This is a genomic window from Planococcus salinus (genome assembly GCF_003719725.1).
In the GTDB taxonomy this organism is placed as follows: domain Bacteria; phylum Bacillota; class Bacilli; order Bacillales_A; family Planococcaceae; genus Planococcus; species Planococcus salinus.
In genome coordinates, this window is the sequence record NZ_RIAX01000003.1 from 201,276 (window position 1) to 215,508 (window position 14,233).

The following is a 14,233-nucleotide window of genomic DNA, read 5'->3' on the forward strand; positions in this document are numbered from 1 at the left end:
TTATTAAGAAATTAGATGAAAATCGTTCTCAACCCTCATAAATTTATGATATAGTAGCGGTAATGAGAAATCCTATCAGTCATCATTATGACGAAAGATGTGGAGGAATAGCCCAATGACGACGGCTGTCAAAACCGATAATTTATCAGTTGGATACAACGAAAAACTACTTTTCGAAAATTTAAATCTTACAATTCCGCGCGGCGAGATTTCCGTATTTGTCGGAAGCAACGGCTGCGGCAAGTCAACACTGCTCCGTTCGATTGCGCGTTTACTTAAACCACAGGACGGGTCAATCTTGCTTGAAGGAAAAGAAATAGACCGCATGTCTTCACGAGAAGTTGCCAAGAAAATGGGGATCTTGCCTCAATCACCTGTGTCTCCGGAAGGCTTGACCGTCCACGACCTGGTGAAGCAGGGTCGCTATCCTCACCAGTCATGGCTCAAACGCTGGACCGAGGAAGACACAGAAAAAGTGGAAGCCGCGATGAAAGCCACACGTGTGGACGAATTCCGGGATAAACCGGTTGATGAATTGTCCGGTGGCCAACGCCAGCGGGCTTGGATTGCCATGACTTTGGCACAGGATACTGAAATCATCCTGCTCGATGAACCGACGACTTATCTGGATATGACACACCAAATTGAAATATTGGATTTATTGTTCGAATTAAACGAAGTTCACGGCCGCACAATCGTTATGGTGCTGCATGACTTGAACCTCGCTTCCCGTTATGCCCACAATATCATTGCCATCAAGGATGGCGAAGTCTTTGGTCAGGGCACTCCGGAAACGGTCATCAATTGTGACTTGGTACGTTCAGTCTTCGGTATGGAATGCCAGGTCTCAAAAGATCCGTTATTCGGCACTCCCCATTGTGTTCCATTTGGCAGAGGCCGCTGCATTGTACCGGAAATCCGGGAAGCCTTGAGTGGGTCCTGACGATGAAAGAACTTGAATTGTTTCAAGTCAACGCCCATGAGGATCCTGACGGTTTCATGACGGTAGCAGAAAGCATGGAAGTTCGGAACACCGATCTTTTGAACCATATCATCCAAACAACCGAAGCACCAAGTGAAGCCGTAGCCTCGTCTATCTTCATGAGGCGCTTCGGTTTTTTCATTACCGCGCAGCTTTATTTGCTGGCTCAGGGGAAAATGTGGGATGGTTCGCTGCAGAACATCCACTTGGTCGACACACCGGGCGGCATCTCTTTCGATGTGGATGCACGGCTGATCCGCGAGCGGCTGGACGGCGATTTGGAAGCGGTGCTGAAAAATTACGGTCTGCCGGTTGTGGAAGCTTTCCGTAAAGCCGGTCACGTTTCCAAACTTATTTTATGGGAGAATATTTGGGGATACGTTATTTGGATGTACGGCATGCAAAACAGCAAACAAGCTGAACAGGACGTGGAGGCATTGCTCGATGCAGCCATCTGGCAGCCAGAAATGCGCAAATCTTTTTTTCGGCAGTTTTTGGGGGGCCGTGATTTTGATGAGGCGAAAGCGGAATATCAGCGCATTACCTGCTGCCTGTACAAGGAACTGCCCGGCACGGATAAATGCCCGTATTGCCCGCAGAAAAAATAAACGCTCCGCAGCCGCGGAGCGTTTTTCTTCTTGTCATCAACCTTCTGTTTTATCCAGCTTATCCATGTGCCCCGATCAAATGGGTCTCTTTATGCTCGTTTTTCAGTTCAAACGTTCCGACAATCGGGTAGTAAACCGTTGTTCCGTCTTCTTGTTCCTTCAATTGTTCAATTTGAGCAGGACTCGCTTTTGCTGCAAAGAAACTTTCTTCGAGTTGTTCAAAATCGATGCCTGCATTCGATAACTGTTCTTGTTTTATATTGCTGACTAACCAGTACGAAGCGTCCTGTTCTCCGTTTTCTTTTATGATTTTCGAAGCTGCTTTATTTCGTGCTTTTTCTCCGGCTGGTTTTTGCAGGACGTGGACAAGGTCTTCCACCATGGCACTGGCTGTCGGATACATGCCTGCCCCTGGACCCTGCAAGGTAATATCGCCGACCAAATCCCCCGTCACGTTTACGGCGTTGTCAACGCCTTCCACGTGATACAAAGGGTGTGACTGTGACACCAGTACCGGCGTGACCGAAGCATGCAGGCGCTCCTGTTTCTTTTCAATTGAAGCCAAATGCTTGAAACGCAGTCCCCACTGGTCCGCCAATTCAATTTGTTCAAGCGTGATCCCGGTGATTCCATTGATTTTCACCGATTTCAAATCAGGTTGTTCCCCAAATACCAGACCACTTAAAATCATCAGCTTATAAAAAGCGTCGCATCCGTAAATATCGTTCCCAGGATCTGCTTCTGCATATCCTTTTTGTTGCGCGAGTGCCAACGCCGCTTCAAACGACTGCTTCTGTTCCCGCATCTCTGTCAAAATGAAGTTCGAAGTACCGTTCAATATGCCCTGGATGGCTGTGACATTGTTAATGTTCAATAATTGCTGAAGCGTCTGGATAATCGGTATTCCCCCTGCCACACTTGCTTCATACCCGACACCGACTCGCTGTTTCTGTGCCAAATCGAGCAGTTCCTGGCCATGATAGCAAAACATTTCTTTATTGGCCGTGATGACGTGGCATCCTTTCGCAATCGCTTGCTTCAGATAAGTGAAGCTTGGCTCTTTGTCGACAATTGCTTCAAAGATTACATGCAAATCAGGCAAATTAAAGATTTCTTCGATTTCAGTTGTAACCAGTACGTCTGTTTCAATTTCTCGGCTTTTATGTTCATTTTTCACGAGTACGGCCACAACTTTGACCGGTTTGCCAAGAGCCGCTTCCAGCTCTTCCTGATGGGATTGGATGGTTCGGTACACTCCTTCACCGACAGTTCCAAATCCCAATATCGCTGCATTGACGACTGACATCGTCCCACTCCTTTCTTCTTTCTATCATTTCATATCAAATTACGCTTTAAGGAGCCTTTCCTGCTCCAGCACTTTCAGCTCACGCCGCAATATCTTTCCGCTGATTTTCGTTTTCGGCAGTTCTTCCAATACTTCAATTTCACGCGGAGCAGCATGTGCTGCCAATTCATAACGCACAAATTTCCGGATATCTTCCAGCAGTTCAGGTGAGTTTTCATACCCTTTTTTCAGTACGATAAATGCTTTGACGATTTCCCCGCGTACAGCATCCGGTTTACCGATGACTCCTGCTTCCGCCACTGCTTCGTGTCCAATCAGTTTGCTTTCCACTTCAAACGGACCGATGCGTTCCCCGGAGGAATTGATCATATCATCGCTGCGCCCCTGGAAAAAAACATAGCCTTCTTCGTCCTGATACGCCAGATCGCCCGATAAATACCATTCGCCAAACTGGAAATAAGAAGCGTACTTTTCTTTGTTTTTCCACACTTCCTTCATGATGGCCGGCCACGGAGCTTTGATGGCCAGATGTCCGATCTCACCGGCTGGCTGTATCTCCCCTTCTTCGCCCAGAACGGCCACTTCGATTCCCGGGAACGGACGTCCCATGGAGCCGGGTTTAATCACTTCAGAAGGCAAATTGACAATCAGCTGGGCGCCGGTCTCCGTCATCCACCAGGTATCGTGAATCCGCAAGCCGAGTTTTTCATTGCCCCAATGGATCACCTCGGGGTTCAAAGGCTCTCCGACGCTCAGTAAATGCCGCAGGGTACTCAAATCGTAGCGTCTCAGGATTTCATCTCCTTCCGCTTTCAGCATGCGGAAAGCTGTCGGTGCACTGTACCAGACCGTCACGCCCGCTTTTTCTACTGCTGAATACCAGGAGTCTGCGGCGAATCGGCCCCCGTTCAAAACGATGGTAGCCCGGTTGAGCCAAGGGGCAAAAATAGCGTACACGGTGCCAGTCACCCAGCCAGGATGCGCGGTACACCAATAGACATCTTCTTCTTTCAGATCCAGCACCCATTTCCCGGTTTGGTATTGTTGGATCATCGCCCGGTGCGCATGAATGATGCCTTTGGGTTTGCCCGTCGAACCACTCGTATAGTGAATGTTCAAGCCATCTTCCAAATCAACCCATTCTGTTGCGTTTTCTTCAGGCGCTGTGTTCCGCAGCAGCTCATTCAACGAAATCTCATCCGCGTCACATTGTTCCGGTTCTGCTGTGACGAAAATTTTCTCCAATGAAGGCAGGTCCTTTTTCGGTATGCGCTTCCCAAGTTCCGTATCCGTGATGATAAAACGTCCCTGGCAGTCGGAAATTCTGTCCTTCACCGCCTCCTCCATAAACGCTTCGAACAATGGCCCTGCAATCGCACCTATTTTGACCGCTGCAATCATCGCGATATAGCAGGCAGGGTTTTTCGGCAGGAAGATAAAGACGATATCCCCTTTTTGGACGCCATTATTTTTCAAAACGGTCGCCAAATGGTCCGTCTGTTTTTTCACTTCCGCGAAACTGAGCTTGATTTCCTGTTCTCCGTCCAAATAGTGGAGTGCTGTTTTTTCTCCATAGCCATCTTCCACGTGGCGGTCAATGCATTCATGCGCCACGTTCACTTTTCCGGTGGTATGCCACGTGAATTGTTTTTCAACTTCTTTCCATGAAAATCCAGCAAGGCTTTCTTCGTAATTGGAAAGATTATAGACTGTTTTGTCAGCTTTATTTGGAAGCAACTTTGTTATGCTCATTCTGATTCCCCTTTTCTGATTTGGATAAATCCAGCAACTCCAAGATCTGTCCTTTCATTTTCGCCAACTCTTCGTCTCCGCGGGTTCTCGGCTTCTGGACATCTACCGTCAACTCTTTGTACACTTCGCCCGGCTGACCTCTCAAGATGAAAATCCGGTCACAGAGATATAAGGCTTCATCGATATCATGGGTGACCAAAAAGATGGAAGACCGGTATTGGTTCCAGATATTCAATAACAGGTCCTGCAATTGCATTTTGGTGAACGCATCCAATGCGCTGAACGGCTCATCCAGCAACAGTACTTCCGGATTGGTGATCAAAGCCCGTGCGATGGACACCCGTTGAGCCATGCCGCCTGATAAGTCTTTCGGGTAAAGTTTTTCAGAACCAGCCAGTCCCACGAGATCTATGTACGCTTTCGCTTCGCTCAATTTATCGGTTTTCTGTTTTACGCCGAAACCGATATTATCGATGACGTTCAACCAGGGCATGAGACGCGGCTCCTGAAAGATAATCCCCACTTTTTCATGGACGGCTTTGATTTTTTCCTGGTCAATTTCCACCGCTCCCGAGTAATCGGGGTCAAGGCCGGAAATAACCCGCAACAATGTGCTTTTGCCGCATCCACTTGTTCCGAGCAAGCCGATGACTTCCCCTTTTTTCGATTGCAGGCTAATGTTCTGAAAGCCTGCCAATCCCCCGTTGAACGTTCTCGATACATTTTTCAATGACAGCATGATCTCACTCCTTTAGTTCTGTTTGCCGAAATTGTCCTGCCAATGAAGGGCTCTCACTTCAAAGCCTTTCAGCACTGAGTCCGTCAGTTTGCCGAAAATCGCAATCATGACGATACTCGCCAGCACCAAGTCCGGTGAATACGTATTTTGACCGACCACAAGCAAGTAGCCGATTCCTTTGCTTGCGCCCATAAGTTCCGCCGCCACAACAAACATCCACCCAAGACCAAGACCGCTTCTGACACCTGTAAAAAAAGAAGGAAGAGAAGCAGGCAAAATGATTCTTTTGACCATTTGAAGCGGCGTGAAATTATAGATTTTCCCGACTTCTATCAATTTGCGGTCCACTCCTTGAATGCCTGAAACGATGTTCAAGTAGACCGGAAAGAATACACCGACAGCAATCAGCGTGATTTTGGAAGGTTCGCCAATGCCCATCCACAAGATAAACAATGGTACCCAGGCCAGAGACGGGATAGACCGGAATCCCTGGATGAGTGGATCAACCAGCAATTCCGCCGTTTTCAAGTAACCGACAACAGATCCGGCGATCACCGCACAAGCGACTCCTATGCCAAAACCGATAAAAATCCGGTATAATGTCACGCCGATATGCCCCCATAGACTTCCGTCAGCCACCAAACTGCCGATCCTTTCCAGCACTTGAGTCGGAGCGGGAAGTAAATGGCTCTCAAAAACACCGATAACGCTCATCACTTGCCAAGCGACCAGCAGCACAAGCGGAACGATACTTCCGACTAAAGTCAATTTCAGCTTTTTCGGAATCCGGATCTTGTCCTTGCTTTTCCATTGGGATTTCTGGGGTAATACTGTATTTTTACTGGCCATGCAGCATCCTCCGTTCTGTTTTCACTTCATTTCGTTCTGGTTGTTATTCCTGTTTTCCGATGACTTGTTCGGCATACTCCGGATTGATCAATTCATCCACCAGTTTGTCCACATCTGCATTCTGATCGATCAATTCTCCTTCTTGGAGGATGTCCCCCGCAGCCTGTAACGCTTCTACATGCTCATTTCCAGGCAACGCATTGGAATAATCCGTCCGTTCCAGCTGCTTTTGTGCCACTTCAAGATCGATGCCCGCTTCTTCAGCCAGCAGCTCAGCTGCTTCGTCCGGATTTTCGTTGATCCAAGTCCGGGCTTTCTCATAAAGCTCAATCACTTTTTTCACTTGTTCCGGATGTTTTTCCGCAAAATCAGGGCGCACATTCAATACGCCGTACGTGTTGAAATCCGGATTCCGGTAAAATAACTCCGCGTCTGTCGATAGTTCGACGGAAGCCATATGCGGGTCCAGCCCAGCCCATGCGTCCACTTGTCCGTTCGATAATGCTGATGCGCCGTCTGAATGCTGAAGGTTGACAATCTCAACATCGCTTTCACTCAAACCTTCTTCGTTAAGCGCACGCAGAAGGAAGATGTAAGGATCCGTGCCCAACGTAGCCGCTACCTTCTTCCCTTTTAAATCGCTGACCGACTTGATGTCTGAGCCTTGTTCCGATACAAGCGCTGTCCACTCGGGCTTTGAGTAAATATACACACTTTCAATTGGCGCCCCGTTTCCTTTAGCCAATAAAGCTGCTGCTCCCGCCGATGAACTGATGTCCACACTGCTGCTGTTCAGGAATTCCAGCGCTTTGTTGCTGCCTTGGCTGAGTACGAACTCCACTTCGATTCCTTCTTTTTCAAATTCCTCTTCTGCCCATTCAAATTCTCTGAGCACCAAACTAGTGGGGGAATAATAAGCATAATCCAGTGTTAATTTTTCTAATTTTTCATCTTTTTCCCCACTTGCACTGTTCGTGCAGCCAGCTGTGAAAGCCGCTAAACCGATTAATAATGCTACTGCCAATAATTTTTTCATTGTTGTTTCCTCCTCATTTTTAGTACCTCAATTGGAAAACTTGGTTTTCAGCTTAAATACAGGCATTGCTTTACGTTTTTCCCAAAATAAAAATCCCCCTTCAGCAAGAAGAGGGACATCTGCCTCTTCTCATCTCTCAGGCACCAACCGCCTGCAGGAATTAGCACCTTTTCAAGCATATGCTTGCTGGTTGCCGGGCTTCACAGGGCCTTGTCCCTCCGCCTCTCTGGATAAGAAGTAATTATTCAGTTATATTCTTTGTTGCTTTGGGGGAACTGATTGCTGTTAATCTTTTTCCCCTTTCCCCAAAAGAAAAAGACCTTCTCAAGAGAAGGCCTTTGCTCCTTCTCTTATCTTCCAAGTAGTCGCCTACCTGCTGGAATTAGCACCTTTTCAAGCATCGCTTGCTGGTTGCCGGGTTTCACAGGGCCAAGTCCCTCCACCACTCTGGATAAGAGTATGTAATTGTAATTTCCTGGTTCATGTAATTTAAGCTATGCTGATGATTGTATGCCAGTCTGAATTCATTGTCAATAATATTTTCAAATTTTCCTGAAAGTTACATTAAATTTTATAAATTTCACGAAACAGACAGGAGACACTGATATAGTAAAATACATACACAGGCCTGCCATGACTTTTACTCAAAAGGAGCAATGATCCGATGTTTCCACCACAGTTAAAACATGAATTATCTTCTTATGCCGTTTCTGTAGATCGACAGCCTCTGCATGCTCTTCCAGCAACTACTGAAGATTTCATCTGCGGACTGCAGGAATGGAGCGGAGCTGAACATGCCGGAGTCGCCGTCTCTTATTTTTTTCGTCAATACGCTTTGTTCGTTTCTGCCCAATTTAATTTGATTACTCATCATAACGGCTATTTTGCCGGTTCCATTGAACAGATGTCATTCGACCGGGTCCACAATTACGGATTTAACCTGCTGCAAACGCACGTCCGTTCAGCCGACTTTCAATTGATTTCTCCAGAAGAGCGTTTTGACGCATTTCATTTTATTCTTCACGAACAAATCGCCGCTTTTATCAGTGAGTTTCGTATCCATGTGAAAATCTCACCGATTATCCTTTGGGAAAATATACTGGGCTCCCTTATCTGGTTTTATGCCAACCTGGAAAAACGGAATCCGAGACGCGCAGCTGAAGACATGGAGTGGCTGATGGATGCTGCAAACTGGGCGCCGTTAAAAAAATCTTATTTGGCTGCGATGCTGGGAACAGCTTCTCTTGAACAAGCGGTTTCCCGGCCTTTACGGAAAACATGCTGTTTGTATAAAGAACTTCCACACTTTGATACTTGCGCATTTTGTCCGCAGCCCCATTAACAAAAATACGCATTAAAAAAGGCTCCAGCAATTACGCTGGAGCTTTCGTTTTTTATTTTTCAAAAACCTCGTGGAGGATATTGGACGGTTGAGAGTTGATCAAGTTTTTGTAAATGCAGCTGTTCGGCTTTTTCTGCAAAGCTCTTGAGAAAGATTTGGCGTGTTCCGCTTCCCCGACAATATGAATCTCTTCCCAATGACGCTCTTTTTTCAGCTTTTCAATTTTACCGCCCATGTCTTTGTAAAAACGTTCCAGGTTCTCTTTTAAGCGGTGATCCAATTCGTCGACAGGACTTCCGCCGCCGCTTCCGCCAATTACCGGACTGTTCCCTCCTGCGGCACCGCCGCCAACTGACCCAGCGGCACCCGAGCGTGCAGTTCCGGCACCGGCTCTGCCTTGGACTCTTCCTGAACTGCGCACACCTTTTTGTTCTGTCCATACTTCCAGTCCAGAATCGAACTCGTAATAAATTTCATCATTTATAATTCCCATCGATGTATCCAGAACACGGACGCCTTTAAAGCTAGGCAATACAACCCCTGCGTACGGGTAAGCTTTGTACATGTATCTTAACTCATCAAGCACAGGCTTGGTTTCCCAATGGAAACTGGTCTTCACCGGCACTTGCACGTAATGGACGGACCAAAGATCATCATGCGTGGATGCAAAAATAACGACACCCTTTTGGAGGTCGTTTTGATGATCGAGGATTTCCTGTTCTACTTTTTTTCTGAGTTTCTTGTAATTTTTTATTTCCGTTTCGTCGTGAGACGCGGTCAAGTACTCATCCAATCGCTTTAAACCATTCTTAAGATGGATTTTCCATGCACCGCTCTGCGCATTCAAATCAGCAGGGTTTGTATTCAAATAAACACTCAACACACACCGATCTTCACATTCGAAACTTTTTAGTTTCTGGATTTCATCGTATAACGTCATGCATTCATCATCCTCCTTAAATTCCATCCTTGTTCATGTATTTACCCTAAGCCGAAGGGAATAAACGAGACTTTCGATTCTTTATTCAAAATTCTGACGTTTAAATACTTTGCAGACGTGGTAAATAAGGAATGCAATCAAAAAAAGGAGTGAGGATTTCAAATGGAGAACATGGACAAAAAAGTCGAAAATAAATTGAAGCAAATGGACAAGGAGAACAATGAGGAAATCCTGGAGAACTTCAATAATTTCAAGCAGTATTTAAGCGAAAAAGTGGAAATGGGCCAGAAGATGGGCTTGAGCGAAGAACGTCTTGCCCAACTCACTGAAAAAGTAGCCGGATATTTGGCGAAAAACGAAGAACCCCGCAACCGTGAAGAACATCTGTTACAGCAGTTATGGACAGTAGGTTCAAAAGAAGAACAGCATATGCTGGCACACATGCTGCTGCGTATGGTGGAAAAGGAATAACAAAAAACAACAAGCGGCTTTCCCTCTGGGAAGGCCGCTTGTTGTTTGAATGGGAAACTGTCACTTATCCATCGACTACTTCCAATAATTTATAACTCAGGCAAATATCAATCATCAAATCTTTCCGCTCTTTGGCAAACTGGATGGAAAGACGTTCAGCATCCCGGTCAACTATTTCTCCCACTCCAAAAACACGGTGGCGGACTTTCACTCCCTCAAGCAAAACGTCTTCCTCTTTCACCGCATTGGGATTGTCAGGCACTTTGATATTGGCAGGAGCTTTCGCTGCTCGCCGCTTCTCGGAGAGCGGAGCACGGACGACAGCAGCGGGCATAGTGATGTCCCTTACTTCGTCCACAAAACGCGATTCGTTGTCATAACTGATCATTTCAAGATGCTTTTTGGCGCGGGTCATGCCGACATAAAACAATCGGCGGGCTTCTTCCAAAGCATCTGCATTTTCGCTGTCTTCTTCTGCCGGAATAATCCCCTCCACCAGATCGATCATGTAGACACGTTCAAACTCCAAACCTTTGGCGCTGTGGAAAGTTGACAGCGTCAGCATCTCATCGGTCTTTTCCGCCTTTGCCTGTTTCGTCACTTTCTCCAGCTCTTTCAACCGCTTCGCAAACTCCGTCATGGACGTCAATGGTTCTGCGATGTGTTCGAGCGTTACTAAGATTTGCTGCAAATAATTAAGGCGCATGCCGAATTTTTCCGCTCTGCTTGACAGCATCTGGTCATAACCAAGTTCACCGCGAATCGTTCGCAGAACAGTTAATGGCTTCATCGTCTGCAGAGCTTGAAACCATTTCTTCTGCTCTGTCAGAATCTTTATCTGATAGTCTTTTAACGTCACGCTTCGATTGATTTCATCGAAAGCATTCTTTTTTGTTGGTTTCATACGGCTTAGAAATCGTAATTGGGACGCGGACCAATACGCATTGGTTTTGGAGGCGATTTTGGAATAGATGTCGATGCGCTCCGGCTTTAAACTGAAGCGCATAAAATTCAGCATATCTTCCACAATCCAATGGGAAAAAAACCGGTTATCAGCGTCTTTCATATAAAATGGGATGCCCAGCCGCTCCAGTTCACTCATCAGCAAAGTGGAAGAAGAATTATTGCGGTATAAAATGGCGACTTCCCCGAACTCGGTTAATGATTTCAGCTCTTTCATCACATATTTCAACTGTGCTTCTTCCGATGCCAGCTTTTTAATGACAATTGGATTCCCTTTTTCCTGTTTGGTGAACATATTCTTATCGTGGCGTTTTTTATTGGCTTTGATAAATGTATTGGCTGTGTCTACAATACTTTTTGTGGAACGGTAATTGCGCTCCATCTTCATCACGTAGGCATTGGGATAAACGTCTTTGAACTTCAATAAATACGTCGGTTCAGCCGCGCGCCATGTATAAATGGACTGGTCATCATCCGCCACCACACAAAGATTCTGGTGCCGAGCCACCAGTTTTTCCACAATGGCATGCTGGATCAGTGACGTGTCCTGACTTTCATCGGTCATGACATAATCCCATCGCTGCTGATATTTCGCAAGCAATGCTGTGTCTTTTTCGAGTGCCTCATTGGCTAAAGTCAGCATATCATCAAAATCCACTAACCTATAGTCATAGTTTTCCTTAAATGCCTCATACGTTTTCAAAATTTCGATGGCACCTGGAAAAGGCTCTTTCAATTTGCCCCACTTTTCCCACGGAATCATCTTATTTTTCACAAAGCTGACGAACGACATCAATTCCTCCAGCTGATCTTCTGTAATCGGCTCCTCATTTTCTGTTTGATACATTTCACGCAGCAAGCGTTTTTTATGGAGACCGTTTGTTTCGCTTCCTTCAATCATGACATAACGTGACCCTTCAAAATACTGTCTGGTGATTTGGAATGCGAGACTATGGATGGTAGAGAAATCAACTGGTTCATGGAGAGGGAAAAATCGCTTGTAACGCTCCACCATGTCTCTGGCGGATGCTTTGCTGAACGTAATGGCTTTAATGCGCTTTGGAGAGACACCTTTTTCTTCGATCAAGTAACCGATCCGCATAATCATGGTAGTGGTTTTACCGGATCCTGGACAAGCCAAAAGCAGCAGAGGACCTTCCGTGCGCTCTACCGCTTTACGTTGAATCTTATTCAATTGGACTCCCAGTTCCTGCTTTTTCTGTTCAAAAAAACGGCTCATGCACAAAGCTCCTTTAAATTTCAATATCATTATTTTACCACAAAAAAAAGCTGTATAATCAGTTGGCTTTCCCCCTGATTATACAAACTTTTTTCGAACGGACAAAGGCATCGGTGCATTTCATCTTTTATAATGGCGGGAATCAATTTCCTCTGTCTTTTCTTCATTTTCCTGTTGTAACTCTCTCGTATCTTCCGTGTTCAATTTTTTGTTCTGCACGGTAGTTTTTTCTTTCTCCCCCAGCTCGAAAGATTCCTCGTCTTTGTCATGTTCAAATCGTTCCGCATACCTTCTGTCCACATACAGCAATAACTGTCCATCCTGAACGTTCTGATACAATTCTTCCGATTCGTGTTCGTTGATTCCCATGCTCATAAAAGCTTGGTGAACTTCTTCATTTCCTGTTAAAAACGAGGCGAAACGATCAATCCATTTGTCTTCAGGCACATGATAGTCAACATTTGTCTGACCTCTCACGAGAGACAATTCGTCGTTTTTACGTGACATTACATACATGTCATTTTCGCTGTAGCCCTCTCTTTTCAATTCCTCTATTTTACGTAGAACTTCCTCTCCTGTTGGATACGTCTGAACGAATTGATTGGGCATGGTTATCTCTCCTTGAATAAGATGATTTCTTGCAATCCATTAAACAGCCATTATTCGGAACGCACAATTTCGCAGACACGGCCTACTTGTCCGTCTTCCAACCTTACCTTGATGCCATGGGGATGGGTTGGGGAATTTGTCAGCAAATCCTTGACCACGCCTCGTGTTTTCTTTCCTGTCCGTTGGTCTTTCTTTAAAATGACATTGACTTCCAACCCCGGTTTGATATCACTTCTCTTTTTTCCGTCCATTCCTATCGCCTCCTGCTTTTCTTCTATCATACGCCAAACAGCGGAATTCCGGCAAAAAGACGGAATTTCCCGCCTCTTCAAGGAGGCAACAGACTTTTCGTTATTTACGGGAGTCTGACGGACTGGTTTCATTTTCGCCGTTTTCCCGATTGTCACTTTCCCGCTCGCGGGTTCTGTCTCTCGCAGTCTGGGATAAATCACCCGGTGCATCAGTATCCAATGACCGGTCGACACCTTGGCTGCCTGTTGGCACATCCGGCATTTTCTCTTCGGCTGAAGGGATATCCGTCTTAGTGGGATCCGAAGTCGGCATATCCGACAGGGCATCCTGGCTGTTGCCGATATCGATCGTGTGCGCATCAACTTCGCGTACATTGTCTGTTTGGTTTTCGGGTGCCCCCATGTCCGGCACATTGGGATCGTTCGCTGGGACATTGTCCACTGTCCGGTCCATCATCGGCACCCCTCTTCTGTTTCTTCCTGTGTTTGCTGTGTCTGTTAACTCATCATTCGGCATTAGCCCTTGCCGGGAACTCGGACCGGTGGAAAGAGTCGCTTCCTCCTCTTCTGATTCTGCATCTTCTGTCCCCGCGTTTCGACGATCCACCCCAGGTCCAGTGGCTGCTGCGTAATCTGTCTGATCCTTAGGGTCACCATAGGCTGCCGTGCTGTTGAAGCCCTTGCTGACATGTGAAGTGCCATACTCCCGGTCAGCAATCAAAACGATTTTCCCGCTTTTTACAGCTTGCAGGTATTGTTCGATTTCCTGTTCTTCCAACTTCATCTCAGCAAAAGCTTTTTTTACAGGTCCGTTGCCTGTCAGAAAACCCAGGAAGTTTTCAAGCTTTCCTTCACCGGCCACTTTGGATTTTACGTTTGTACGCCCGCGCACCATGGAGATTTCCCCTTGATCGCGTGCCACGACAAAGAGGTCGTCTTCTGTATATCCTTTTGTCTTCAACTCCTCTATTCCTCTCAGCACTTCTGTTTCCGAATCATATGTTTCAATAAATTTGTGGTTGGCCATGTTTTATTCCTCCGCTTCCGTTACACTTAGTAAAAAGTTTCCTTATATATAGAAATACCCGCCCTCGACAGTCAAAAACATCGAACCACTATACGGTTTGTTTTCCATATAAAAAGAC

General features: G+C 46.1%; 14 protein-coding genes and 2 riboswitches. Of the genes, 4 read left to right on the plus strand and 10 right to left on the minus strand.

The features are described from left to right. Positions 1 to 115 precede the first annotated feature (115 nt). Positions 116 to 943, plus strand: coding sequence for an ABC transporter ATP-binding protein (locus EEX84_RS05765; RefSeq protein ID WP_123164654.1), 828 nt, complete (start codon positions 116 to 118; stop codon positions 941 to 943). A 2-nt stretch (positions 944 to 945) separates the two neighbouring features. Continuing rightward, a complete protein-coding gene (locus EEX84_RS05770) occupies positions 946 to 1,590 on the plus strand; it encodes a hypothetical protein (RefSeq protein WP_123164655.1) in 645 nt (214 codons plus the stop codon). Positions 1,591 to 1,648: 58 nt separating this feature from the next. On the opposite strand, the gene EEX84_RS05775 is transcribed toward EEX84_RS05770, so the two are convergent. The 5 genes from EEX84_RS05775 to EEX84_RS05795 are packed head-to-tail and all read right to left on the minus strand — an operon-like array spanning position 1,649 to position 7,272. Next, on the minus strand, positions 1,649 to 2,896 hold the full coding sequence (locus EEX84_RS05775) for a homoserine dehydrogenase (RefSeq protein ID WP_123164656.1): 1,248 nt from the start codon (positions 2,894 to 2,896) through the stop codon (positions 1,649 to 1,651). A 39-nt stretch (positions 2,897 to 2,935) separates the two neighbouring features. Further along, positions 2,936 to 4,648, minus strand: a complete 1,713-nt coding sequence (gene acsA, locus EEX84_RS05780; RefSeq protein ID WP_123164657.1) for an acetate--CoA ligase — start codon at positions 4,646 to 4,648, stop codon at positions 2,936 to 2,938. After that, positions 4,620 to 5,387 carry an ABC transporter ATP-binding protein gene (locus EEX84_RS05785; RefSeq protein WP_123164658.1) on the minus strand — a complete coding sequence of 256 codons (768 nt, stop codon included), beginning with the start codon at positions 5,385 to 5,387 and terminating at the stop codon, positions 4,620 to 4,622. The genes acsA and EEX84_RS05785 overlap by 29 nt, the downstream gene beginning before the upstream one ends. Positions 5,388 to 5,399: 12 nt before the next feature. After that, a complete protein-coding gene (locus tag EEX84_RS05790; RefSeq protein WP_123164659.1) occupies positions 5,400 to 6,236 on the minus strand; it encodes an ABC transporter permease in 837 nt (278 codons plus the stop codon). 43 nt (positions 6,237 to 6,279) lie between these two features. Next, entirely contained in the window at positions 6,280 to 7,272 is a 993-nt protein-coding gene (locus tag EEX84_RS05795; RefSeq protein WP_123164660.1) for an aliphatic sulfonate ABC transporter substrate-binding protein, read from the minus strand. A 126-nt stretch (positions 7,273 to 7,398) separates the two neighbouring features. After that, a riboswitch (SAM riboswitch) is annotated at positions 7,399 to 7,509 on the minus strand. 110 nt (positions 7,510 to 7,619) lie between these two features. Continuing rightward, positions 7,620 to 7,730, minus strand: a riboswitch (SAM riboswitch). 206 nt (positions 7,731 to 7,936) lie between these two features. On the opposite strand from EEX84_RS05795, the gene EEX84_RS05800 reads away from it, so the two are divergent. Continuing rightward, entirely contained in the window at positions 7,937 to 8,614 is a 678-nt protein-coding gene (locus tag EEX84_RS05800; protein ID WP_123164661.1) for a hypothetical protein, read from the plus strand. A 52-nt stretch (positions 8,615 to 8,666) separates the two neighbouring features. Here the strand turns inward: EEX84_RS05800 and EEX84_RS05805 are convergent, their stop codons facing one another. Then, positions 8,667 to 9,554: a VLRF1 family aeRF1-type release factor gene (locus EEX84_RS05805; RefSeq protein WP_123164662.1), complete on the minus strand. Its 888-nt coding sequence runs from the start codon at positions 9,552 to 9,554 to the stop codon at positions 8,667 to 8,669. 162 nt (positions 9,555 to 9,716) lie between these two features. Here EEX84_RS05805 and EEX84_RS05810 point away from each other — a divergent pair, with 162 nt between their 5' ends. Beyond that, positions 9,717 to 10,025 carry a DUF3243 domain-containing protein gene (locus EEX84_RS05810; RefSeq protein WP_123164663.1) on the plus strand — a complete coding sequence of 103 codons (309 nt, stop codon included), beginning with the start codon at positions 9,717 to 9,719 and terminating at the stop codon, positions 10,023 to 10,025. A gap of 64 nt (positions 10,026 to 10,089) precedes the next feature. Here EEX84_RS05810 and EEX84_RS05815 read toward each other — a convergent pair whose 3' ends face one another. From EEX84_RS05815 to EEX84_RS05830, 4 genes are all read right to left on the minus strand, one after another. Beyond that, positions 10,090 to 12,228 (minus strand): ATP-dependent helicase, encoded by a 2,139-nt coding sequence (locus EEX84_RS05815; RefSeq protein WP_123164664.1) that lies wholly within the window; start codon positions 12,226 to 12,228, stop codon positions 10,090 to 10,092. 120 nt (positions 12,229 to 12,348) lie between these two features. Further along, positions 12,349 to 12,837, minus strand: coding sequence for a YflT domain-containing protein (locus tag EEX84_RS05820; RefSeq protein ID WP_123164665.1), 489 nt, complete (start codon positions 12,835 to 12,837; stop codon positions 12,349 to 12,351). Between the two features lie 50 nt (positions 12,838 to 12,887). After that, positions 12,888 to 13,088 carry a YwbE family protein gene (locus tag EEX84_RS05825; protein ID WP_123164666.1) on the minus strand — a complete coding sequence of 67 codons (201 nt, stop codon included), beginning with the start codon at positions 13,086 to 13,088 and terminating at the stop codon, positions 12,888 to 12,890. A gap of 100 nt (positions 13,089 to 13,188) precedes the next feature. Then, complete coding sequence (locus EEX84_RS05830) at positions 13,189 to 14,115, minus strand: YflT domain-containing protein (RefSeq protein ID WP_123164667.1); 927 nt, start codon at positions 14,113 to 14,115, stop codon at positions 13,189 to 13,191. Positions 14,116 to 14,233 lie beyond the last annotated feature (118 nt).

Coding starts and splice junctions, on each gene's coding strand:
- EEX84_RS05765 (WP_123164654.1), top strand. CDS start 116: ATGACGACGGCTGTCAAAACCGATAATTTATCAGTTGGATACAACGAA.
- EEX84_RS05770 (WP_123164655.1), top strand. CDS start 946: ATGAAAGAACTTGAATTGTTTCAAGTCAACGCCCATGAGGATCCTGAC.
- EEX84_RS05775 (WP_123164656.1), bottom strand. CDS start 2,896: ATGTCAGTCGTCAATGCAGCGATATTGGGATTTGGAACTGTCGGTGAA.
- acsA (WP_123164657.1), bottom strand. CDS start 4,648: ATGAGCATAACAAAGTTGCTTCCAAATAAAGCTGACAAAACAGTCTAT.
- EEX84_RS05785 (WP_123164658.1), bottom strand. CDS start 5,387: ATGCTGTCATTGAAAAATGTATCGAGAACGTTCAACGGGGGATTGGCA.
- EEX84_RS05790 (WP_123164659.1), bottom strand. CDS start 6,236: ATGGCCAGTAAAAATACAGTATTACCCCAGAAATCCCAATGGAAAAGC.
- EEX84_RS05795 (WP_123164660.1), bottom strand. CDS start 7,272: ATGAAAAAATTATTGGCAGTAGCATTATTAATCGGTTTAGCGGCTTTC.
- EEX84_RS05800 (WP_123164661.1), top strand. CDS start 7,937: ATGTTTCCACCACAGTTAAAACATGAATTATCTTCTTATGCCGTTTCT.
- EEX84_RS05805 (WP_123164662.1), bottom strand. CDS start 9,554: ATGACGTTATACGATGAAATCCAGAAACTAAAAAGTTTCGAATGTGAA.
- EEX84_RS05810 (WP_123164663.1), top strand. CDS start 9,717: ATGGAGAACATGGACAAAAAAGTCGAAAATAAATTGAAGCAAATGGAC.
- EEX84_RS05815 (WP_123164664.1), bottom strand. CDS start 12,228: ATGAGCCGTTTTTTTGAACAGAAAAAGCAGGAACTGGGAGTCCAATTG.
- EEX84_RS05820 (WP_123164665.1), bottom strand. CDS start 12,837: ATGCCCAATCAATTCGTTCAGACGTATCCAACAGGAGAGGAAGTTCTA.
- EEX84_RS05825 (WP_123164666.1), bottom strand. CDS start 13,088: ATGGACGGAAAAAAGAGAAGTGATATCAAACCGGGGTTGGAAGTCAAT.
- EEX84_RS05830 (WP_123164667.1), bottom strand. CDS start 14,115: ATGGCCAACCACAAATTTATTGAAACATATGATTCGGAAACAGAAGTG.